At 51.7% G+C, this 24,159-nt stretch carries 20 protein-coding genes; 4 read left to right on the top strand and 16 right to left on the bottom strand.

Features of this window, described 5'->3' with window-relative positions:
* Positions 1-364: 364 nt before the first annotated feature.
* Positions 365-1,957, bottom strand: coding sequence for an ABC-F family ATPase (locus H0247_RS07395; RefSeq protein WP_180741961.1), 1,593 nt, complete (start codon positions 1,955-1,957; stop codon positions 365-367).
* A 117-nt stretch (positions 1,958-2,074) separates the two neighbouring features.
* Between H0247_RS07395 and H0247_RS07390 the strand changes: the two genes are divergently transcribed.
* Complete coding sequence (locus H0247_RS07390; RefSeq protein ID WP_180741960.1) at positions 2,075-2,971, top strand: PhzF family phenazine biosynthesis protein; 897 nt, start codon at positions 2,075-2,077, stop codon at positions 2,969-2,971.
* A 13-nt stretch (positions 2,972-2,984) separates the two neighbouring features.
* Positions 2,985-3,545 (top strand): GNAT family N-acetyltransferase, encoded by a 561-nt coding sequence (locus H0247_RS07385; RefSeq protein WP_180741959.1) that lies wholly within the window; start codon positions 2,985-2,987, stop codon positions 3,543-3,545.
* Between the two features lie 719 nt (positions 3,546-4,264).
* On the opposite strand, the gene elaB is transcribed toward H0247_RS07385, so the two are convergent.
* The 15 genes from elaB to lrhA form a co-directional block, all read right to left on the bottom strand.
* On the bottom strand, positions 4,265-4,576 hold the full coding sequence (gene elaB / locus H0247_RS07380) for a stress response protein ElaB (RefSeq protein WP_180741958.1): 312 nt from the start codon (positions 4,574-4,576) through the stop codon (positions 4,265-4,267).
* 312 nt (positions 4,577-4,888) lie between these two features.
* Positions 4,889-6,346, bottom strand: coding sequence for an NADH-quinone oxidoreductase subunit NuoN (gene nuoN / locus H0247_RS07375; protein WP_180741957.1), 1,458 nt, complete (start codon positions 6,344-6,346; stop codon positions 4,889-4,891).
* Positions 6,347-6,352: 6 nt separating this feature from the next.
* Positions 6,353-7,888 carry an NADH-quinone oxidoreductase subunit M gene (gene nuoM, locus H0247_RS07370; RefSeq protein ID WP_180741956.1) on the bottom strand — a complete coding sequence of 512 codons (1,536 nt, stop codon included), beginning with the start codon at positions 7,886-7,888 and terminating at the stop codon, positions 6,353-6,355.
* A gap of 100 nt (positions 7,889-7,988) precedes the next feature.
* Positions 7,989-9,836, bottom strand: a complete 1,848-nt coding sequence (nuoL, locus tag H0247_RS07365) for an NADH-quinone oxidoreductase subunit L (protein WP_180741955.1) — start codon at positions 9,834-9,836, stop codon at positions 7,989-7,991.
* Positions 9,833-10,135 carry an NADH-quinone oxidoreductase subunit NuoK gene (nuoK, locus tag H0247_RS07360; RefSeq protein ID WP_005969835.1) on the bottom strand — a complete coding sequence of 101 codons (303 nt, stop codon included), beginning with the start codon at positions 10,133-10,135 and terminating at the stop codon, positions 9,833-9,835. The genes nuoL and nuoK overlap by 4 nt, the downstream gene beginning before the upstream one ends.
* The gene (gene nuoJ / locus H0247_RS07355) at positions 10,132-10,692 is read right to left on the bottom strand and encodes an NADH-quinone oxidoreductase subunit J (RefSeq protein WP_015840960.1); all 561 of its coding nucleotides are present in this window, start codon (positions 10,690-10,692) and stop codon (positions 10,132-10,134) included. The genes nuoK and nuoJ overlap by 4 nt, the downstream gene beginning before the upstream one ends.
* A 9-nt stretch (positions 10,693-10,701) precedes the next feature.
* Positions 10,702-11,244: an NADH-quinone oxidoreductase subunit NuoI gene (gene nuoI, locus H0247_RS07350; protein WP_010278884.1), complete on the bottom strand. Its 543-nt coding sequence runs from the start codon at positions 11,242-11,244 to the stop codon at positions 10,702-10,704.
* Positions 11,245-11,261: 17 nt separating this feature from the next.
* A complete protein-coding gene (gene nuoH / locus H0247_RS07345; protein WP_180741954.1) occupies positions 11,262-12,236 on the bottom strand; it encodes an NADH-quinone oxidoreductase subunit NuoH in 975 nt (324 codons plus the stop codon).
* A complete protein-coding gene (nuoG, locus tag H0247_RS07340; RefSeq protein WP_180741953.1) occupies positions 12,233-14,959 on the bottom strand; it encodes an NADH-quinone oxidoreductase subunit NuoG in 2,727 nt (908 codons plus the stop codon). Before nuoG ends, nuoH begins: the two co-directional genes overlap by 4 nt.
* A 187-nt stretch (positions 14,960-15,146) precedes the next feature.
* Positions 15,147-16,496, bottom strand: coding sequence for an NADH-quinone oxidoreductase subunit NuoF (gene nuoF / locus H0247_RS07335; RefSeq protein ID WP_180741952.1), 1,350 nt, complete (start codon positions 16,494-16,496; stop codon positions 15,147-15,149).
* Entirely contained in the window at positions 16,493-17,008 is a 516-nt protein-coding gene (gene nuoE, locus H0247_RS07330; protein ID WP_255433905.1) for an NADH-quinone oxidoreductase subunit NuoE, read from the bottom strand. The genes nuoF and nuoE overlap by 4 nt, the downstream gene beginning before the upstream one ends.
* A gap of 17 nt (positions 17,009-17,025) precedes the next feature.
* On the bottom strand, positions 17,026-18,825 hold the full coding sequence (gene nuoC / locus H0247_RS07325) for an NADH-quinone oxidoreductase subunit C/D (RefSeq protein WP_180741951.1): 1,800 nt from the start codon (positions 18,823-18,825) through the stop codon (positions 17,026-17,028).
* 98 nt (positions 18,826-18,923) lie between these two features.
* Positions 18,924-19,598 carry an NADH-quinone oxidoreductase subunit B family protein gene (locus tag H0247_RS07320; protein ID WP_005969846.1) on the bottom strand — a complete coding sequence of 225 codons (675 nt, stop codon included), beginning with the start codon at positions 19,596-19,598 and terminating at the stop codon, positions 18,924-18,926.
* A gap of 17 nt (positions 19,599-19,615) precedes the next feature.
* Complete coding sequence (locus H0247_RS07315) at positions 19,616-20,056, bottom strand: NADH-quinone oxidoreductase subunit A (RefSeq protein ID WP_015840967.1); 441 nt, start codon at positions 20,054-20,056, stop codon at positions 19,616-19,618.
* Positions 20,057-20,730: 674 nt separating this feature from the next.
* Positions 20,731-21,681, bottom strand: a complete 951-nt coding sequence (lrhA, locus tag H0247_RS07310; protein WP_180741950.1) for a transcriptional regulator LrhA — start codon at positions 21,679-21,681, stop codon at positions 20,731-20,733.
* A gap of 501 nt (positions 21,682-22,182) precedes the next feature.
* On the opposite strand from lrhA, the gene H0247_RS07305 reads away from it, so the two are divergent.
* Positions 22,183-23,397: a pyridoxal phosphate-dependent aminotransferase gene (locus H0247_RS07305; protein WP_014916029.1), complete on the top strand. Its 1,215-nt coding sequence runs from the start codon at positions 22,183-22,185 to the stop codon at positions 23,395-23,397.
* Positions 23,398-23,540: 143 nt separating this feature from the next.
* Positions 23,541-24,140 (top strand): 5'-deoxynucleotidase, encoded by a 600-nt coding sequence (gene yfbR, locus H0247_RS07300; protein ID WP_180741949.1) that lies wholly within the window; start codon positions 23,541-23,543, stop codon positions 24,138-24,140.
* Positions 24,141-24,159 lie beyond the last annotated feature (19 nt).

The raw sequence follows: 24,159 nt of genomic DNA, 5'->3' as shown, positions 1-24,159 counted from the left end.
TTTGGCAACGAGGAGAAAACGTAAATGAAGGGGCTGAATGTGAATACAGCAAAATAGCGACAGGGATTAACAAACTGTTTTCTTTTGTGCAAACTGAAAATCATGCCGAAAAACCGTATCGCTATTTTATTTCATAGGGTTACGGTCTATCCCTCTTTGTTTTTTTAACAAGTACGAAAAAAAAACAGCGTTTATTAAAGTTCGTTAATTTGAGTAATAAATACAGGCAGGATCGAAGAATACTTCCGTCCGATGACATCAGCGAAAAGAAATAAACCGCGCACAGAGAGAACGAAATAAAGGAAAAGAAAGAAAAATAGCCGACCTTCAGGCCATAATGTAGGCCTGAAAGTCGGTATAGGACTTACTGAATACCCTGGCTGCGCAGGTAATCTTCATAGTTACCGGTGAAATCGATCACTTTATTTGGCGTAATTTCCAGAACACGGGTCGCTAGTGAGCTAACAAACTCACGGTCATGAGAAACGAACAGCAGCGTCCCTTCATACATATCCAGCGCCATGTTCAGCGATTCGATAGATTCCATATCCAAGTGGTTAGTCGGTTCATCCATGACCAGAATGTTAGGACGCTGCATCATCAGTTTACCGAACAGCATGCGGCCTTTTTCACCACCGGATAACACCTTCACTTTCTTCTTAATATCATCCTGACTGAACAGCAAACGACCCAGCACGCTGCGTACGGCTTGTTCGTCATCTTTTTCCTGTTTCCACTGGCTCATCCAGTCAAAAACGGTCAGCGTCTCGTCGAACTCGTATTCGTGATCCTGCGCGTAGTAACCGATTTTTGCATTTTCAGACCATTTCACCGTACCGCTGTCTGGCTGAAGATCGCCGACCAGCGTTTTTAACAGCGTCGTTTTACCGATACCGTTGGTACCCAGAATAGCGACTTTCTCACCGACTTCGACCATCAGGTTCAGCTTGTTGAAGAGCGGACCGTTGTCAAAACCTTTGCTCAACGCTTCCACTTCCAGCGCATTACGGAACAGTTTCTTATCCTGATCGAAACGGATAAACGGGTTTTGACGGCTGGACGCTTTTACTTCATCCAACTGGATTTTATCAATCTGGCGTGCACGTGATGTCGCCTGTTTGGATTTAGAAGCGTTGGCGCTAAAGCGGCTAACGAACGATTGCAGTTCGGAAATTTGCGCTTTCTTCTTGGCGTTATCGGCCAGTAGACGCTCACGAGCCTGCGTCGCGGCCGTCATGTATTCATCGTAGTTACCGGGATAAATACGCAGTTCGCCGTAGTCCAGATCCGCCATGTGCGTACACACCATATTCAGGAAGTGACGGTCATGCGAAATGATGATCATGGTGCTGTTACGCTCGTTCAGCACTTGTTCCAACCAACGGATCGTATCGATATCCAGGTTGTTGGTCGGTTCGTCGAGCAGCAGGATATCAGGATCGGCAAACAACGCCTGCGCCAACAGAACACGCAGTTTCCAGCCCGGCGCAATCTCACTCATCAAACCATAGTGCTGCTCAACCGGAATCCCTACGCCCAGCAACAGTTCACCGGCACGAGATTCTGCGCTGTAACCCTCCATCTCACCGTATTGCACTTCCAGATCGGCAACTTTATAACCGTCCTCTTCGCTCATTTCAGCCAATGCGTAGATGCGATCGCGTTCTTCTTTTACCGCCCACAGCTCCCCGTGGCCCATGATGACGGTATCCAGCACGCTGTATTTTTCAAAAGCGAACTGATCCTGACGCAGTTTACCCAGTCGTTCATTAGGATCGAGGAAGACGTTACCGGCGCTCGGCACCAGATCGCCACCGAGAATCTTCATGAATGTGGATTTACCGCAGCCATTTGCGCCAATCAAACCGTAACGGTTACCGCCGCCAAATTTAACGGAAATGTTTTCAAACAACGGCTTGCTGCCGAACTGCATGGTGATATTGTTGGTACTTAACACAGCACTTATACTCGAGTCGGAATGTGATTTGGCGCGCATTATGCCACAAGCGCGCGATAGGATCGCGGTTAGTTTTGAGTGATATTTAAGCGATAGCGCATACAGGAGAGAAATGCGATGCCGATAGTACGTCGTTTCAAACAGGTTGACGTTTTTACCCAACAGCCTTTCAAGGGAAATCCGCTTGCCGTCATTCTGGAAGCGAATGGGCTAACCGATGCGCAAATGCAGGATATCGCGCGTTGGACAAACCTGTCAGAAACCACGTTTGTCCTGCCAGCCACCGACCCTCTGGCGGATTACCACGTACGCATTTTTACGCCAGAGTCGGAAATGCCCTTTGCCGGACATCCTACGTTAGGCACCGCACATGCCCTGCTGGAAGAAGGCTTGCGCCCGAAGTCCCCAGGCCAGTTGGTACAACAATGCGGCGTTGGCTTAGTCCCGATTACTATCCATGATGATGGGAGTCTGGCTTTTCACGCTCCACAGGCCACTATGGTTCCGTTCGGTGACGAGCACATGCCACTGCTGGAAAAAACGCTGGGTATTACAGGTTTGGATCGTGCTGCTATCGATAACCGCTACCCGCCCACCGCAGTACATATGGGCATTCGCTGGCTGGTGATTCGTGTCGATAGCGCCGACACCTGCCTGAACATCACACCGGATGCAGACGCGCTCTTAGCCGTACAAAACCTCAGCCAGACTAATGGCATTGCCATCTACGGCCCGCACGATAACGCGACGCCAACCGATTATGAAGTTCGCGCACTCTACATTGAATGCGGCCATCTCAAAGAAGATCCGGTCACCGGCAGTGCCAACGCCTGTCTGGCTGCGCTGCTTCGCCAGCAGCACGCCACCAATAACGTCACCGCGCCACTCAGCTACCTTGCACGACAGGGCACGATGCTGAACTGCGATGGCCGCATTACCGTCACTTACCTGAACGATGAACCCTGGGTCGGCGGACACAGCGTCACGATCGTTGACGGTACCTTGCAGGGGTAACGGGAGGGATTTTATGGAAAAACCATTTGCTGATATGTCCGTGATCGATGATCTGTATGAACTGCGGCATCCACCACACTTGCGTCTGACGATACAGGAAGAGCGCGATGCCGATGCGCTCTTCGCCTTGATCCAGCAGGAAAAAGCCCGTCTGCGGCGAACGTTACCCTGGCCGGATTCCGTCAAGAACGTCGATGACACCCGTGAAACGATTCGCGGCAACCGGAAGGCATTCTTCGACAAAACGTCCGCCGTATATGTTATCCGCTGGGACGATGCGCTGGCTGGCATCGTCTCCTTCAACACGATTCAGGATAAAGAAGGCGTCATCGGCTACTGGATCGCCGAAGCCTTTGAAGGTAAAGGCATCGTTTCTCAGGCCGTCAGTACACTAATAGCCGCCTATACCGATGCGAATCTCGTTGAGCGCTGCGTCATTAGAGCTTCAACCGCCAACACGCGCAGTAATGCTGTCGCGCAACGGCTTGGTTTCCACTTTCATCACATCGAGAAAGATGCCGAGAAGATTGGCGAACAGTGGTTCGATCACAATATTTATCACTATCCCACCTGACACGACCTCGTAGTGTATTCCCTCACCTGATGCGCTGACCTTCCAACTGCGTATCAGGTATTTCGTTCCACGGCGTGTTTCACTTATCGGATCGTTATATTTTTGTGACTAACATCACAAAAATGTTGAAATCTGATTTCAGCTCCGCTACCATTAAAAACGTGATGAATATCACACTTAACTAACCCGTTAGAGGAGTCTGATAATGAAAACTTTTCGCAAAATCAGCAAATTCTTTAAAAGAATGGGAGATGTTTATGTCAGCTACTGTGAACGTATTGGGTCAATCATCAGCCCGTTCTGATTGTGATATAAACAATCTCTAAAGCCGCCTCCTACAGGCGGCTTTTGTTTTTTCAGCCTCTATTTCACCCTGATCATCCCCCTTTCCTTTTTGTCTACCCACACGTCGCAGATTTGTGCAGCACACCGCATGCCTGAGCATTCTCTTTTAAAAACAGTTCAATGCGCTTTCCTTTCACGGCAAAACCCCCGTTAACAGGCTCTGCGCTGGCAGCCACCAACGGACGCCCATGAGCGCCGCTGGCGACTATTGTTCAGCAATTATTCTGATACACAGCCTCAACCCGCCATACTGGCGCTGCGTCCGTTTGAGGCCATATATTGGGTGCAAGGCATGCCGGTGAAAGAGGATAAGATCCAAGAATAGAGGATATCGGAGGATGTAGCGGGCAACCCCCGCTACATGATGGCAGAGGCTAGCGCTTAGCCAACAGTAATCCCACAACCAGACCGACGGTGGCACCGATACCGACACCGTGCCAAGGTTTGTCATGCACATACACATCGGCTTTGTCGGCCACCTGCTTGGCACGCGCATAATAGCTGTCTGTTACGCCAATACGGGCTTTCACTTCCAGCAGCGCTTTTTCTGCTCCTTTTTTCAAATCAAGGTAGGCCTGATCGGCCTGATCGCCCGTATAGCGAAGTACCTCATCCAGCGTTTCAGTCAGAAGTTTTAAATCATCATCGACACGAATTTCTTCAGGCTGTTTTTTGGTTGCCGCCATAGAGTGCTTCCTTCTGTTATGAGAAATCATTGGTTATGAAAAACCATGAGTTACAAATCGTTGTCTTCTTAACTATAGACAATTTTTCCTGACTTCTACGGCTTCAGCAGACCAGACCATTCCTAAAACGTACCTTGCCTGCTATCACCACCGCCCGAGAACATAGTGATTTTGCTGACAAAAAAACGCAGGGAGCGTTTTCAACGTTGCTTGCGACGGCCCGAAGGGTGGCGAGCAGGAAGCTCGCCATAAAAAAACGCCGTTGATTCTCATCAACGGCGTTTCGTGACTCAATCCGACTCTCGGAGGTGGTTACAGCATTGGCTGCGCCAATTGCACCAGAGAGATAAGCGGCTGTGGATACAAACCGAAGAACAGAACTGCGATGGAGGAGATCAGTACGACCACACCACCTGCGGTTAGGGCCCAGTTATTCGGCGTATCACGCTGTAGCTGTTGAGGCGCCGTCAGGTACAGGCTCACCATCACGCGCAGGTAGTAGTACAAACCAATGGCGCTACCCAGCACAACGGCACCCGTCAACCACCATAACTCTGCATTCACACCGACAGCCAGCACGTAGAATTTACCGAAGAAGCCCAGCGTCATCGGGATCCCCGCCAGCGACAGCATCATCACCGTCATCACTGCGGACAGAATCGGTTTATGCCAAAACAAACCACGGTAAGAGAACAATGAATCCGCATCCGGACCACGATACGGGCTGGACATCAGACTAACCACACCGAACGCACCCAGGCTGCTGAACAGGTAACCGACCAGATAAACGCCGACGGTTTCCAGCGCCAGTTGATGACTCTGCACCGCGATCAGGGCAACCAGCAAATAGCCCAGATGTGCAATGGAAGAGTAGCCGAGCAGACGTTTAATATTGGTCTGCGATACCGCCATCACGTTACCGAACAGGATGGAGGCGAACGCAATGACGCCCAGTACGATTCTGACCGATTCGCTGTCAGCCATCGGCGCGTACAGGAATAAACGCATTACCGCGCCGAACACCGCAATCTTACCGGCTGTCGCCAGAAACGTAGACACAGGCGCAGGCGCCCCCTGATACACATCAGGTGTCCACAGTTGGAACGGTACCAGAGACAGCTTGAAGCCCAGACCGACAATCATCATCCCCAGACCAGCCAGCAGCAGCGGCGCATGGATTTGTTGATCGCTCAGGCTCTTACCGAGGCTGGCAAAGCTCATATCGCCCGATTCAGCATAAATCAGCGCCATGCCAAACAGCAGGAAGGAAGACGCCGCTGCCGACAGCAGCATGTATTTAATACTGGCTTCCAGCGAACGTTTCTGACGGAAGGCATAGCCAACCAGACCAAACAGCGGAAGGGAAAGCAGTTCAATCCCGATGAACAGCGACGCCAGATGGTTGGCGCTCGACAGCAGGATTCCACCCAACGCAGCAATCAGAACCAGCAGGTAGAACTCATCGCGGTTGTCTGGGTAGCCTTGCAGCCACGGATAAGCAAACGTACTGGTAGCCAGACTAGCAAGCAGAACCAGCGCGCTATAGAACATCGAGAAGCCATCAACACGCAGCAGCGGCGTCACATCCGTTGGGCCAACCTGACCGACAAAGTACAGTGACAGCAACGCAATATTCAGGCCGATAACCGTCATGGTTGCGTTGACAAAATGGTTGCGTCGCCACGCAATGCACAGCATCACAACCACTACCGTCAATCCGACGATCAACAGCGGCGATAGCGCAATTAGTTGTTGAAGAGTTATTGTCATGGCGAATTACGGCCTTGTTGTTGAAATAATTGAATCTGGAGCAGACGACATAAACCACTGCTGGATATTTGACATCGCGGCACTGGAGGTATCCAGAATCGGTTGCGGGTACACCCCTAACAACACCAGTAATACCACCAACAGCATCACGATAGACAATTCGCGGATCGACATACTCTTCAATGGCTCATCAGATTTAGGCGCACCGTAGTAAGCACGCTGCATCATGATCAGTGAGTAGACTGACGCAAATACCAGACCGAAGGTTGAGATCACCGTAATCACCGGCACAACCTGATAGCTGCCGAACAGAATCATGAATTCGCCAACGAAGTTACCCGTTCCCGGCATCCCCAATGTCGCGACGGCAAAGAACAGAGACAGCGCAGGCAGGAACTTCAGACGCGACCACAGACCGCCCATTTCACGCATGTCACGGGTATGCAGACGTTCGTACAATTGACCACACAGAATAAACAGACCGGCAGCAGACAAACCGTGTGCAATCATCTGAATCACCGCGCCCTGATAAGCCAGTTGATTACCCGAATAGATGGCAATCATCACGAAGCCCATGTGGGACACCGAGGTGTAAGCGATCAGGCGTTTGATATCCGTCTGTTTAAACGCCAGCCAAGCGCCGTAGAAGATACCAATCACACCCAGCCACATGGCAATCGGTGCAAAGGCATGTGAGGCGTTAGGGAACAGCGGCAGGCTGAAACGTAGCAGACCATAAGCCGCCGTTTTCAACAGGATCCCCGCAAGGTCAACAGAACCCGCCGTTGGCGCCTGACTGTGTGCATCCGGCAGCCAGCCGTGCAACGGCACGACAGGCATTTTTACAGCAAACGCGATGAAGAAGCCCAGCATCAGCAGATATTCAACACCGTATGACATCGGCGTCTTCAGCAGGTCTTCATAGTTGAACGTCCAAACACCGGTGGCATTGTGATGCACAAAGACCAGCGCCAGAATCGCGATCAACATGATCAGGCCACTTGCCTGGGTATAAATGAAGAACTTGGTTGCCGCCGTAATTCTGGTTTTACCGTCAGAGCCTTTATGCCCCCACAGTGCAATCAGGAAGTACATCGGTACCAGCATCATCTCCCAGAAGAAGAAGAACAGGAACATGTCGATGGCAAGGAACACACCGATAACGCCGCCCAGAATCCACAGCAGGTTCAGGTGGAAGAAGCCCTGATAGCGCTGAATTTCATTCCAGGAACAGAGGATTGCCAACACGCCCAGCAGCCCCGTCAGCACGACCATCAGCAGCGACAGGCCATCCAGCGCAAGATGGATGCCGATGCCGAAGCGTGGGATCCATGGCACATAAAACTCGGATTGCCATTGTGGCACGCCTGTCGGCGCCGTCAGAGAGTAACCGCCTTGCAACCACAGTTGCAGAGACAGTGCGAGTGTCAGCCCCATTGCAATCAACGCTATCCAGCGCGGTACTTTCGTACCAAAACGCTCTAACTGCCAACACAGCAGACCGCCGATAAAGGGGAGAAGAATTAGCCAAGGTAGTAGCATGGCGTTTTGTGTCCCTAAATTAAAGAAATCTGAAAACTTGCCGTGGCGGGCATCCCTGTCTGCGGAATGCCCTACCTTTCATACGTTACCGGATGCTGCTTTACACCAGCAGCAACAAGGCCAGTACCAGCACGGCACCAAAGCCCATAGAAGCAACGTACCAGCGCAATTGACCATTCGCACTGAGCGCCAGCCCACGGTTACCCCAACGGGTAATCGTGGCCGGAATGGTCATCAGCCCATTTAACGGATCACGCTGCAACAGCTTCGCGATAGCCAGATACGGTTTAACAAAGACATGGTCGTACAACCAGTCGAAGCCCCACGCATGGAACCACCAGGTCGAGAAGAAACGACCTGGAGCACTCTTCGCGATGCTGCTCACCGCCTGACGTTTACCCAGCCACAGCACAGCAGCAAGCAGAATACCGGCAATCGCCACCACGCCAGAGGTAATTTCCAGCGTCATCAACTGGCCGTGTTCAAGCTCAGTCGTCGCTGGCAACACACCGTGCAACGGTGGAACAATCATCGCACCAATAAAGGTGGACAGAACCATCAGCACAACCAGCGGTAAGTGGTGAGAAATGCCTTTTCCTGCATGCGCTTTGGTTTTCTCTTCACCGTGGAACACGATGAAAATCATACGGAACGTATACAGCGAGGTCATGAAGGCACCGGCCAATCCCGCCACCATCAGATTGATGTGGCCATTTGCCCATGCGCCAGCCAGAATCTCGTCTTTACTGAAGAAGCCTGCGGTAACCAGCGGTAGTGCAGCCAGCGCCGCGCCCCCGACCAAGAAGCAGACATAAACCAGCGGAATCGTTTTACGCAGGCCGCCCATCTTGAAGATGTTCTGCTCGTGGTGGCAGGCCAAAATGACCGAACCAGAAGAGAGGAACAGCAGCGCTTTAAAGAACGCATGCGTCATCAGATGGAAAATCGCGGCATCCCATGCCTGAACGCCCAACGCCAAGAACATGTACCCAATCTGGCTCATGGTGGAATAGGCCAGCACGCGCTTGATATCGGTTTGCACCAAAGCAGCAAAACCTGCCAACACCAACGTTACCGCCCCCACAATACCGACCAGATGCAGGACATCCGGCGCCATCAGGAACAGACCATTGGTACGAGCAATCAGGTAAACGCCCGCAGTAACCATCGTCGCGGCGTGGATCAATGCAGAGACTGGCGTTGGACCGGCCATCGCATCCGCCAGCCAGGTTTGCAGCGGCAACTGTGCCGATTTACCGACCGCACCACCCAGCAACATCAGTGTCGCCCAAGTGATTTCCGGTGAACCTTCAGCCAGTTTCTGCGGCGCTAATACCATCAGCTCGCGGAAGTTAAGCGTACCCAGTTCTTTGTAAAGGATGAACAGCGCAAAAGCTAGGAAGACGTCACCCACACGGGTAACGATGAAAGCCTTCATTGCCGCCGCGCCGTTCTTCGGATTGGTGTAGTAGAAACCGATCAACAGGTAACTGCACAGCCCCACCCCTTCCCAACCGAGATACATCAGCAACAGGTTATCGGCCAGTACCAGAACGACCATACTCGCGATAAACAGGTTGGTGTAGGCGAAGAAGCGGGAATATCCCTCTTCTCCGCGCATGTACCAAGAGGCAAACAGGTGAATAAAGAAGCCGACACCCGTAACAACGGACAGCATCGTCACCGAAAGGCCATCGAGCGTCAGCGTTACGCTGATGTCGAAATTGCCAACGGCCATCCATGTCCACAAATGCTGATTAAAGAAGGTCACACCGCCGTGCTGTTGGCCCATGAAATCGACCACAACCCAAGCGGTAACCAACGCTGCCAGACCAATCGAGCCAACACCGACGGTCGCGGACGTATTTTCCGACCAGCGACCACGGGAAAATGCCAGCAACAGAAAGCCGAGCAGCGGGAAGAGTATTGTTAAATAGAGTAAGTTCATCCGCGCATCTCACTGACTGTATCAATATTCAGGGTCTGACGACGACGATACATCTGTAACAACAGCGCCAGACCAATACTGGCCTCAGCCGCTGCCAGCGTAATCGCCAGAATGTACATCACCTGACCATCCGGCTGCTGCCAGTAACTTCCCGCGACGACAAATGCCAGCGCGGCAGCGTTGATCATAATTTCGAGACTAATCAACATAAACAGCAGGTTACGACGAATTAACAGACCAGTCAGCCCCAGAACAAACAGGATAGCGGCTAAAATCAACCCATGTTGTAACGGAATCATGCGCGTTCCCCCGTTATTTTCTTCTCAACGTCCTGGTTCGCGCCTTCTTTACTGACAACGTCACCACGTTTATCTTCACGACCAATGTGGAAAGCGACAACCAATCCTGCCAGCAGCAGCATTGACGCTAATTCAACGGCCAGAACATAAGGCCCGAACAGGCTGATACCTACGGCTTTCGCCTCAACAGGCGTGCCAGTGATTCCCTGCTCTTTCAGACTGAGAATCGCGTTGACGACAATCACCAGCAGCGCCAGAGAAAGAATACCAGGTCCTACCCAAGCGCTGGGTTTCAGCCAATTCCGTTCTTGTTCTTCCACGGAGTTACCGAGGTTGAGCATCATGACGACGAATACGAACAGCACCATGATGGCGCCGGCATAAACGATAATGCTCAACGCGCCGGCAAAGTTAGCCCCCAGCGAGAAAAAGACGCCCGCAATCGCCATCAGCGAGGTGACCATATACAACAGTGCATGCACAGGGTTGGTATGCGTAATGACGCGCAACGTCGCCAATATCGCAATCAAGCCTGTGGTATAAAAAGCGAATTCCATGCTAGCTCCTTAGGGCAACAGGCCTTTGACATCAATGGGTTTGGCTTCGTTTTCCGCTTCGCCTTTGTCTTTCCCATCGATTGCCATACCAGCCATCCGGTAGAAATTGTATTCCGGATATTTACCCGGCCCCGATATCAGCAGATCTTCTTTCTCGTACACCAGATCCTGACGTTTGTAATCACCCATCTCGAAATCCGGCGTCAGCTGGATAGCGGTTGTCGGGCACGCTTCTTCGCAGAAGCCACAGAAAATGCAGCGTGAGAAGTTGACGCGGAAGAACTCGGGATACCAGCGACCATCTTTGGTTTCCGCTTTCTGCAATGAAATACAGCCGACCGGACAGGCCACCGCACACAGGTTGCAGGCAACGCAACGCTCTTCACCATCGGGATCGCGCGTCAGCACGATACGACCACGGTAGCGCGGCGGTGGATTCACAGGCTCTTCGGGATACATTCTGGTTTCGCGCTTCTTGAAAGCATTCGAACCCACCATACAGATACTGCGTATCTGGGTGCCGAAACCAACCACTAACTCTTTCAATGTCATGGTTTATTCACCCCTTCTTAAGCGTTGTACAAAATAACGGCCGCTGTCGCCAGCAGATTCAAAAGCGTTATCGGCAGACAGACTTTCCAACCGAAAGACATCACCTGGTCATAACGCGGACGGGGTAACGAAGCACGAATCAGGATGAACATCATCATGAAAAAGCCCGTTTTCAGCGCGAACCAGACAAATGGAGGCAGGATTGGACCATGCCAGCCACCGAAGAACAGCGTTACCATCAGCGCAGAAACCGTAACGATCCCGATATATTCCCCAACAAAGAACAGACCGAATTTCATACCGGAATATTCAATGTGGTAACCATCAGCAATTTCCTGTTCAGCTTCAGGCTGGTCAAACGGGTGACGGTGACACACCGCCACGCCTGCGATGGCAAACGTAATAAAGCCGAAGAACTGCGGGATAACGTTCCACAGGTGCCCCTGAGAATCAACGATGTCACGCATGTTGAACGAGCCCGCCTGCGCGACAACCCCCATCAGCGACAGGCCGATGAACACTTCATAACTCACGGTCTGAGCAGAAGCACGTACCGCACCCAGCAGCGAGTATTTGTTGTTACTCGACCAGCCAGCAAACAGCACAGCGTAAACGGCTAAACCCGCCATCATCAGGAAGAACAGGATACCGATATTCAGATCGGCGACACCCCAGGTTGGCGTAATCGGCACAATCGCAAAGGCAATCAGCATTGACGTAAACGCGATCATCGGCGCCAGCGTGAAGATCACCTTATCGGTAAAATTCGGCACCCAGTCTTCTTTGAAGAACATTTTGATCATGTCAGCGACGAGCTGCAATGAACCGCCCCAACCTACCCGGTTCGGTCCATAACGTCCTTGGAAGAGACCAAGCAGTCGACGTTCACCCATACTCATGAATGCACCACAGGTCACCACAACCAGCAGAATCACGATCGCTTTTCCGACGGAGATCAGAATCTCGGTTAATTCCGGTGTTAACCAACTCATTGTGCGGCCTCCCGCAGATTTTCAACGGTTGCACCCGCCAGTACCGGCGCAATGCCCGGCAAGCCCAGCGGTAAACCAACCTGTCCCTGACTCAATTCCGCACTTAAGCGCAGTGGCAAACGCAGCGTTTGTCCTGCACAGGTCAACTCCAGCAACGCCCCCGCATTCACACCCAGCGTCGCGGCATCAGCCGGGTTCACCATCACGTAAGGCTCTGGCATACGCTGTTGAATCACATCGGAACGCTGTGACATTTCATCACTACCAAACAGGTGATAGTAAGGCGCAACACGCCATTGACCCGCTTGTGGGACGAAAGCCGCAGGAATGTTGTCGAAATACGCCAGAGAACCTTCGCCCGCTTCGATCAGACGCACACCCGGATCGCCATGACGCAAATGTCCACCTACTTCATCTTGGAATTTGTTCCAGGCTTGCGGTGAGTTCCAGCCTGGTGCCCAGGCAAACGGAATCTGCTGACGATTGGCTGTCGGACTGTTATTCCCTTCCATTGAGAAGGCAAACATCGTGTCTTTATCGACAGGTTGACGCGGTTCATGCACGCTGATGTTAGCGCGCATCGCGGTACGGCCACTGGAGCGAATCGGTGAACGCGACAGTTTCTGACCACGAATACGGAACGAAGCATCCGGCGCGGCCTCTTTGATCGCAGCCAACTGCGGCAGTGCAGCAGCACACGCATCAATCACGTTATCCAACTGCGTCCAGTCAACCTGACGGCTGTTGTAAGTGATGTACAGCGAGTGCAGCCAGCGCCAGCTCTCTAGCATCACGACTTTGTCGTTGTAGTACGTTGGGTCATAAACCTGGAAGAAACGCTGAGCGCGACCTTCCTGGTTAATCAGCGTACCGTCGCTTTCAGCAAAGCTGGCAGCGGACAGAATCATGCTGGCCTTGTCCATAATGCGGGTACGCTGGTGGTCAACCACAATCAGGTTCTCCGCTTTTTCCAGCGCGGCATCAACGCGCGCGATAGGTGCATGGCGGTAGAGATCGTTCTCCAGCACCACCACGCTATCGGCGTCACCATTTTCCAACTGCGCCAGCGCCTCATCCAGCGAACCGCCGCCCATGATTGACAGCCCGATGCTGTTAGCAGCAGGAGCAACGAAGGTAATACCGACGTCAGAACCGCGATTCTTCAGCGCCTTGGCAACGTTTGCCGCCGCAGAGATGACTTCTTCGCTGCCAGCATTGGTGCCGGAGATGATGAGTGGTTTTTTCGCACCGGCCAGCGCCTGTACGATGATATCGACTTTCTGGTCAAGGCCCGCAGCCAGATCGGTAACGGCCGGCGCGCTGTTATCCAGACCGTGTGCAATAGCAAAACCAAGACGCGCCTGATCGGCAACCGGCGCCCGGTAGTTCCATGCGGCGATGTCGTCCAGACGAGTGCTGTCTACGTTAGTGACAAACAATGGATGCTTGGCGTGTTGACCAATGTTCATGATCGCCGCGATCTGCCAGTCAGCCACTTTCTGCGCTGCTGCCATTTCACGGGCTTTGCCTTTAACGGCTTGACGAACGGCCAGTGCGATACGCGCCCCCGTCTGCGTCAAGTCTTCACCCAGAATCAGAACCGCATCGTAGCCTTCGATTTCACGCAGCGCTGGCGTTCTCACCCCGCTTTCGCGCAGCACTTTCAGGATCAGTTGCAGACGATTTTGTTCTTCCTGTGCAATACCAGTGTAGAAGTTCTCAGCCCCTACCAGCTCACGCAAAGCGAAGTTGCTTTCGATGCTGGCACGCGGCGAACCGATACCAATCGTTTTCTTCGCCTGACGCAGCACATCCGCCGCACCTTGCAGTGCCTGATCGGCATTCAGCGCGATCCAGTCATCACCGCGACGTTGCAGCGGCTGGCTCGGACGGTCTTTCTGATTAACGTAGCCGTAACCAAAACGGCCGCGGTCACACAGGAAATAGTGGTTTACGCTACCGTTAAAGCGGTTTTCGATACGACGCAGCTCACCATAGCGCTCACCGGGGCTGGTATTACAGCCGATGCTGCACTGTTGGCAGACGCTCGGTGCAAATTGCATATCCCATTTACGGTTATAGCGCTCAGAGTGCGTTTTATCGGTGAAGACGCCGGTAGGACACACTTCAACTAGGTTACCGGAGAATTCGCTTTCCAGCGTGCCATCTTCTGGGCGACCGAAATAGACGTTGTCGTGCGCGCCGTAAACACCGAGATCTTTGCCATCCGCATAGTCTTTGTAGTAACGCACGCAGCGATAGCACGCGATACAGCGGTTCATTTCATGAGAAATGAATGGGCCGAGATCCTGATTGCGGTGGGTACGCTTGGTGAAACGATAGCGACGGAAATTTTGACCCGTCATGACCGTCATATCCTGCAAATGACAGTTACCGCCTTCCTCACACACTGGGCAATCGTGCGGGTGGTTGGTCATCAGAAACTCAACTATCGTCTTACGAAATAGCTTCGCTTCTTCATCTTCAATCGCGATGAACGTTCCCTGGGTTGCCGGTGTCATACAAGACATCACCAGACGACCGCGGGTGTCTTCCGCGTTTTGATACTGTTTTACCGCACAGAGGCGGCAGGATCCGACGCTCCCGAGCGCGGGGTGCCAGCAAAAGTAAGGAATATCAAGTCCCAGAGTCAGACAAGCTTCCAGAAGGTTGTCCGCTCCATTTACTTCATACTCTTTGCCGTCTACATGAATAGTAGCCATAGTCAGCATGCTTCCATAATGGCTCGTGTTGCCACGAGCGCTAATCAAAAATTCTGTATACCCTCATCTTTCAAATCACAAATGCGTTGGCTATCTGCGCCTGAAATCTATTGGGTTTATAGAGGGTGGCTTATTTGCGCCACCCTGCGGATACATTCACTGCATCTCGCACGTATTGAGCGATAGCTTACCAGCGCTCTTTCAACAGGTTAGGCTGAATACCGCCAATCGTTTTGACGTTGCCTAAATACTGTTTAGAGATACCCGCTTCGAATTCTTCCCGGAAATATTTGATGGCACTTTGCAGCGGCTCAACCGCACCCGGCGCATGCGCACAGAAGGTGTTACCCGGTCCGAGGAAGCGGCAAAGCTGCTCCAGCGTTTCGATATCGCCGGGCTGACCTTCGCCCTTCTCCAGCGCACGCAGAATCTTCACGCTCCACGGCAGGCCATCACGGCACGGCGTACACCAGCCGCAGGATTCACGGGCGAAGAACTCTTCCAGATTGCGCGTCAGCGAGACCATATTGATCTCGTGATCGACGGCCATCGCCAGCGCTGTACCCATACGGCTACCGGCTTTCGCAATGTGCTCAAAATCCATTGGCAGATCGAGATGGCTTTCCGTCAGGAAATCCGTACCCGCGCCACCCGGCTGCCAGGCTTTCAGCTTCAGACCATCGCGCATACCGCCCGCGTAGTCTTCCAGAATCTCACGCGCCGTGGTGCCGAATGGCAGTTCCCACAGGCCCGGATTGTTGACGCGACCGGAGAAGCCCATCAGTTTCGTGCCTGCATCTTTACTTTTACCCGCAGACAGCCCCTGATACCACGCCGCACCGTGTTCGATAATCGCCGGTACGTTACACAGCGTTTCCACGTTGTTGACGCAGGTTGGTTTACCCCAAACACCCGCAGACGCCGGGAACGGCGGCTTAGAGCGTGGGTTGGCACGACGGCCTTCCAGTGAGTTAATCAGTGCAGTTTCTTCACCGCAGATGTAACGCCCAGCGCCCGTGTGCACGAACAGCTCGAAATCGAACCCGCTGCCCAGAATATTTTTACCCAGCAGACCCGCCGCTTTCGCTTCTTCGATTGCACGACGCAGGTGGACAGCCGCTTCGATGTATTCGCCGCGCAGGAAGATGTAGCCGCGGTAGGCTTTCAGCGCAAAGGCGCTAATCAGCATACCTTCAACCAGCAGATGGGGCTCTTGCTCCATCAGCAGACGGTCTTTATAAGTCCCTGGCTCCATCTCATCCGCGTTACACAGCAGGTAGCGGATGTTCATGCTTTCGTCTTTCGGCATCAGGCTCCACTTCAAGCCTGTTGAAAAGCCCGCGCCGCCACGCCCTTTCAGGCCAGCGTCTTTAACCAGTGAGACCACTTCATCCTGCGCCATGCCGGTTAACGCTTTTTGCGCCGCGACATAGCCGTTTTTGCTGCGATATTCATCCAGCCATACCGGCTGTTTGTCTGCGCGTAAACGCCAGGTCAGAGGATGCTGCTCAGCAGTCAGAACAATGTTTTTACTCATTGATACTGCTCCAATAACGATTCAATTCCTTCCGGCGTCACATGGGTATGGGTATCTTCGTCAATCATCATTGACGGTCCCTTGTCACAGTTCCCCAGGCAGCAGGTCGGCAACAGCGTGAAACGTCCATCGAACGTTGTCTGTCCCGGTTTGATGCTGAGCTTACGCTCAAGCGCGGCCTGAACGCCCTGATAGCCATTGATGTGGCACACGACGCTGTCGCAATAGCGAATAACATGACGCCCGACAGGCTGACGGAAAATCTGGCTATAGAACGTCGCTACGCCTTCCACGTCACTGGCAGGAATGCCCAGCACATCGGCAATCGCGTTGATAGCGCCATCCGGTACCCAGCCGCGTTCTTTCTGCACAATTTTTAGTGCTTCAATTGACGCCGCACGCGCATCTTCGTAGTGATGTTTTTCGTGCTCAATGGCGTCACGTTCGACGTCGCTCAACACAAAAACGTTGTTATCAGAAATGTTGCGTTCAGAAATATTGTTATCAGGCATGTTGTGATCAGGCATAGTTAGCGGTCCACATCTGACATAACGAAATCAATACTGCCGAGGTAAACGATCAGATCGGATACCAGACATCCGCGAATAACAGAAGGAATCTGTTGCAGATGTGCGTAGCTCGGCGTGCGAATACGGGTACGGTAGCTCATCGTGCCGCCGTCACTGGTCAGGTAATAGCTGTTAATGCCCTTTGTTGCCTCAACCATCTGGAATGATTCATTGGCAGGCATAACCGGTCCCCAGGAAACCTGAAGGAAGTGGTTAATCAGCGTATCGATATGCTGCAACGTGCGCTCTTTTGGCGGCGGCGTCGTCAGCGGGTGATCCGCTTTGAACGGCCCTTCTGGCATGTTCTTGAGGCACTGATCCAGAATACGCAGGCTCTGGCGAAGTTCTTCAACCTTCAGCATCACGCGGCTATAGCAATCGCTGATGCCGTCGCCAACGGGCACTTCAAAGTCGAAGTTTTCATAACCGGAATACGGACGCCATTTGCGCACGTCAAAACCGATACCTGTCGCACGCAAACCCGCTCCCGTTACGCCCCAATCCAACGCTTCTTTCGCATTGTAGGCAGCGACACCCTGAGTACGGCCTTTCAGGATGGTGTTCTGCAGCGCGGCCTTAACATAGGTATCCAAGCGGCTCGGCATCCAGTCGAGGAATTCACGCAGCAGACGTTCCCAGCCTCGTGGCAGATCGTGCGCCACACCGCCAATACGGAACCACGCTGGGTGCATACGGAAGCCGGTAATCGCTTCAACCAAATCGTAAATTTTCTGGCGGTCAGTAAACGCAAAGAACACCGGTGTCATCGCACCGACGTCCTGAATATAGGTACTGATATACAGCAGGTGGCTATTAATGCGGAACAGCTCAGACAGCATCACGCGAATCGTTTTAACGCGATCCGGCACCTCAATACCCGCCAGTTTTTCGACGGCAAGCACATACGGCATTTCGTTAACGCAGCCGCCAAGGTATTCAATACGGTCGGTATAAGGGATGTAACTGTGCCAAGACTGGCGTTCACCCATTTTCTCCGCACCGCGATGGTGGTAACCCACGTCAGGCACGCAGTCGACGATTTCTTCGCCATCTAACTGCAGGATAATACGGAATGCACCGTGTGAAGATGGGTGGTTTGGGCCGAGGTTGAGGAACATGAAGTCCTCATTTTCAGTGCCACGTTTCATTCCCCACTCTTCCGGTTTGAACGTCAGCGATTCCATTTCCAGATCTTCTTTCTGCTTGGTCAGCACGAAAGGATCGAATTCGGTCGCACGCGCTGGGTAATCTTTACGCAACGGGTGCCCTTCCCACGTCTGCGGCATCATGATGCGCGTCAGGTGCGGGTGACCGTTGAACGTAATACCAAACATTTCCCACGTTTCACGCTCATACCAGTTGGCATTCGGGAACAGCTTGGTCACAGTCGGTACATGCAGATCGCTCTCGGCCAACGCGACTTTCAGCATAATGTCGCGGTTACGCTCGATGGAAATGATGTGATAAAAGACGGAGTAGTCAGCAGCAGGCAAGCCTTCACGGTGAGTGCGCAGACGCTCATCCATACCGTGCAGGTCAAACAGCATGACATAAGGCTTCGGCTGCTTTTTCAGGAATGCGACAACGTCCAGTAATTGCTCACGTTTGACCCACACAACGGGAATGCCTGTGCGGGTTGCTTGTACAGTAAATGCATCTGGTCCAAAACGGTTACACAGCTCGCCAACGACCGGATCGTCAAGGTGATCGCGGGTTTCCCAGCCTGGCTGAGCGAGATCGTGTGTCGTTAAATCTGTCATAAATATGTCACCACATTAAATGTGCTATTTCTGTATCTGATAATGACCGCACACTATTATCGAGGTATTACACGGTCACCGGGTTTATCATCTACAGGTCAAATCTCATCAGGCGAACGCAGGTTGGTCACCGCGATTCGCTCGCCGCGTTTGCGCTCACGCTCAGATTGCATATTGGCACGGTAAACGCCCTGTTCACCTACCACCCATGACAGAGGGCGGCGTTCTTTACCGATGGATTCTTTCAGCAGCAACAGCGCTTGCATGTAGGCTTCAGGACGTGGAGGGCAGCCCGGAATATACACATCAACAGGCAGGAATTTATCTACACCCTGAACAACGGAATAGATATCGTACATACCACCGGAGTTTGCACAGGCCCCCATGGAAATAACCCATTTAGGCTCAAGCATTTGCTCGTACAGACGCTGAATAACGGGGGCCATTTTGGTAAAACAGGTTCCCGCTACGACCATGAAGTCAGCCTGACGTGGCGACGCACGTAAAACTTCAGCACCAAAACGCGCCACGTCATGAACGGCAGTAAATGACGTCACCATTTCTACGTAGCAACAGGAAAGGCCGAAGTTGTACGGCCACAGGGAGTTCTGACGCCCCCAGTTCACCGTATCGTGTAATGCATGTTCCAGTTTGCCCATGTAGACACTACGGTGAACATGTTGCTCCAGAGGGTCGGAAACGATCTCCTGACGTTGCAGGGGATAACGGTCATTCTCACCGTCCGGCTCTATGCGGGTGAGCGTATAGTCCATCTTAAAATGCCTCGCTGTTACTGCGGATGAGTGTTGGTAGTGTTGATGATGTCTGATTTAACGACTTGTCTCTTGGAACGTACCGGGGTCCAGTCAAGTGCCCCAACGCGAACCAGATAAATCAAACCAGCCAACAGCACCAAAATGAAAATGGTTGCTTCAATGAAGCCAATCCAGCCGCTCTCTTTGATAGACACCGCCCAAGCGTAGAGATAGAGGGCTTCAACGTCGAAGATAACGAAGAACATAGCGACAAGATAAAATTTAGCAGATAGACGTAACCGCGCTGAACCCACTGAGTCGATCCCAGATTCATAAGGTACGTTTTTGGCCCTGGCTCTGGCTCTCCCCCCCAGCAAGAATCCACCGGTCAGCATGAAGACGCAAAGGCCTACGGCAATGATAAGGAATAGCCCAAATGCCCAATGATGGGCGAGGATTTCAGTAGTTGTTGACATTCTCTTTGCTTACTCATCAAAAGTGGCGGGTAACATCCCTGCTCTATTATCGGCAGTTAATGCGCCACATCGATTAAAAGGAAGGATTAATAACCACAAAAAAGCATGGAAACGTATCAGGTAAGCCTTGCTTGGTATGGTTGAGCCCCTAAATTTGTAACCTTTTTTTCAACCTTACTAAAAATAACAGTACATTACTTTACATGCACGCTGTTTTGTTAACATTTTGTGTTCTCACCCATAGCTAAATCGAGTCAGTCCTTTTGTCGGTTAACCAACGTGCAGCGACACAGGGAGCAAGTTCACTGTGTCACTATACCATTTTCACAGAAAATGCCTGTTCTCCCATGGGGTTATTAGGGGTATTTTTTGATCCAGCACACATTTTTACCAATTTAGTTAGTAAAAAAACCACGAGATGCTGAACAAGACGGGACACCAGTTTTCATAACATCTTTTTAAAAAAAAAGAACCGGCGTTTTATAATTCAGCAGAGCTATTTATCTCGCTACACCTAGCCTATTGATGTGAAATGGAAACCGCAAAGTGGGATCGGCGTGAAGAAATCAGGGCAATAAAACGCTGCCAATGCAGGTTTAACACCTTAGTCATAAATCATCATCATTCGGGGTGTATCCCTACCCTCCCCGAATGATAGTTAACTACCCATACGATTAGATCGCGTCCTTCAGCGACGGATCGGAAGACAGCTTATCATTCATGCTGTTTGCTAACATACTGACAGGCGTAATGTGAGAGGGCTTCCCTGATTCAATCACATTGAAAATTGCCGTCGCCAGTTCGTTCTCCTGGTTAGGATTCTGGCAGAGGAAATAACGTGTTTCAGGCAATCTCGGCAATCCTTCTTCTTCACCCAGCACCCGCAGTTCCGGGCTCATCATTTCCACCGAACGCACGGTGATACCCATGCCAGCCTTCACCGCCGCTCGCACTGCAGATAGCGTTGAAGCCACGTAGGCGATTTTCCAGGGAATCCCTGCGGCCGTCAGTTGCTGCGTCGCCAAGGAACGGAAAGGACTGGGTTCATCCAAAACAACCAAGGGGACAGGTTCTTGCGATCGGAACTGATAATCCGCCGCGCAATACCATAACGTCGGGGAGCTCCGTAATAACACATGAGGAAACACCACTCCGTTCATTGTGGTAATGACCAGATCTATTTTCCCCTGATTCAGCATTTCCATCATTTCAGCGCTGCGTTTTACGCTGACATTGATGGAGAGCTTAGGAAATACCGATGTCACCCGATGCAAAATATAAGGAAGGATGGTGTCTGCCGTATCGTCAGACGCCCCGATGGTCAACGTTCCCTGAATATCGCTGTACATTAATGAAATACAGGCTTCATCATTGAATTGTAATATTTTTCTGGCATAACCCAAAAACTGGATACCGTGTTCGGTTAGCAATTTATTACGCCCGTGCCGAGCAAAAAGCTCCTTTCCGATGAGCTGCTCCAGCCGTTGCATCTGCTGGCTGACAGCCGATTGAGTCCGATTGACTGCGGTCGCCGCCGCTGCAAATGTATTTAAATCTGCAACGGCAACAAACGTCCTCAATAAATCAAGATCGAGATTAAGTATTGGTCGATTTACACTGGTCATACGATTTTTCACTTATCTATTTTAATTTTAACAAAATATTCCTGGTGTTTTATTACATGTACAGGTAATGACCGATACATTTAAAGACACTATCGCAGACGCACGATAAGGGCAAAAAAATACTTATATTTCGTTACCCCTATCGCCTTTCCATTGGTAAGACATCACTAATTAAATGGCTCACCAGTCTTAATCCTTCATTCAATAACAACGACACTTTCTCTTTATTTCACCTTGCGAAATAAATACGCTTCACGCTTAAATAAATGAGCCTTCCCTGTCACCCTATTCTGGCGCTAAAAAAGTGCGGCATGAATAGTCGTCCGCCCCTTTACCATATCGCACCATCCAACGAGTACACAACCATATAGTGTAGATGCGCAACCATTTGCAGCAAAAGCGATAATCATTCTTCAAAAGGTACTACAGGAGGAGTACATTAAGCAGGTTATGCTATTCCGTATGGGAATATGCGCTCTCTGCAGAAGGTTCGTACTATTTATGTCTCCGATTGAAAAATCCAAGAAACTGGAGAACGTATGCTATGACATCCGTGGCCCAGTATTAAAGGAAGCCAAACGGCTTGAAGAAGAAGGTAATAAAGTTCTTAAGCTGAATATTGGCAACCCAGCCCCTTTCGGCTTTGAAGCACCGGACGAAATTCTGGTCGATGTCATCCGTAACCTGCCAACCGCACAGGGCTACTGTGATTCCAAAGGCCTCTATTCCGCCCGCAAAGCCATCGTTCAGCATTATCAGGCGCGGGATATGCGCGATATTACGGTTGAAGACGTCTATATCGGCAACGGCGTGTCCGAGCTCATCGTGCAATCCATGCAGGCACTGCTTAATCCGGGCGATGAAATGCTGGTTCCTGCACCGGACTACCCACTTTGGACCGCCGCCGTTTCTCTGTCTAACGGCAACGCTGTTCACTACCTCTGCGATGAGTCCTCCGATTGGTTCCCCGACCTGGATGACATCCGCAAAAAGATCACGTCCAATACTCGCGGTATTGTCATTATCAACCCGAACAACCCAACGGGCGCGGTCTACAGCAAAGAGCTGCTGTTGGATATCGTGGCGATTGCACGCGAACATAACCTGATCATCTTCGCCGACGAAATTTACGACAAAATTCTGTATGACGACGCGCAGCATCACTCTATTGCCGCACTCGCGCCGGATCTGCTGACAGTCACGTTCAACGGCCTGTCCAAGACGTACCGTGTAGCGGGTTTCCGTCAAGGCTGGATGGTACTGAACGGTCCGAAAAAACACGCCAAAGGCTATATTGAAGGGCTGGAAATGCTGGCTTCCATGCGGCTGTGCGCTAACGTGCCAATGCAGCATGCGATTCAGACTGCGCTGGGCGGCTATCAGAGCATCAGCGAATTTATTCAGCCCGGCGGACGCCTGTACGAGCAGCGCAACCGTTCCTGGGAATTGATCAATCAGATTCCCGGCGTCTCGTGCGTAAAACCGCGCGGCGCGCTATATATGTTCCCACGCATTGATGCCAAACGCTTTAATATCCATGACGACCAAAAACTGGTGCTGGATCTCCTGTTACAGGAAAAAGTGTTGCTAGTGCAGGGAACCGCATTTAACTGGCCTTACCCAGACCATGTTCGCATCGTCACGCTGCCTCGCATCGATGAACTGGACATGGCAATCCATAAATTAGGGCGTTTCTTGGGGCACTATCACCAGTAACCCAACCCAATTGTTGTACCTGTCTTCGCCGGGTAATCATCGCCCGGCGAAAACCTGCCTTCGTTTGCATAATCTCTAGTAAGTCCTCACAATAGACGCCCACGATATCGCAATTTCACCGTGCTGTTGTCTGAGAGAACGCCATGGATCAGAGCCACTTTTTCGCCCACTTATCTCGTTTAAAACTCATCAGCCGCTGGCCGCTCATGCGTAATGTGCGCACGGAAAACGTCTCCGAGCACAGCCTTCAGGTCGCCTTCGTCGCGCATGCGCTGGCGGTCATCAAAAACCGCAAATTCGAGGGTGACCTGAACGCAGAACGCATCGCACTTCTGGCGATGTATCATGATGCCAGCGAGGTGCTGACCGGCGACATGCCGACGCCAATCAAGTATTACAACGCACAGATCGCACATGAGTACAAGAAAATAGAGAAGATTGCGCAGCAGAAACTGGTTGAGATGTTACCGGAAGAGCTCCAGCAGGATTATCAGATGCTGCTGGATGACAATTACACCAGCGAAGAAGAACGCGCTATCGTTAAGCAGGCCGACGCACTCTGCGCCTACCTGAAGTGTCTGGAAGAATTATCCGCAGGAAATACAGAGTTCACGCTGGCCAAAGCGCGGTTGGAAAAAACCTTGCAGCTGCGCCACAGTCCGGAAATGGACTATTTCATGACGGTCTTCGTGCCCAGTTTTAGCCTGTCGCTTGACGAAATCAGTCAGGACTCCCCGTTATAACGAACGCCGCTATAACAGG

It is taken from the genome of Pectobacterium sp. CFBP8739, from assembly GCF_013449375.1.
In the GTDB taxonomy this organism is placed as follows: Bacteria; Pseudomonadota; Gammaproteobacteria; order Enterobacterales; family Enterobacteriaceae; genus Pectobacterium.
The sequence above is the reverse complement of the archived record's forward strand: the minus strand, read 5'-3'. Positions and strand labels throughout refer to the sequence as shown.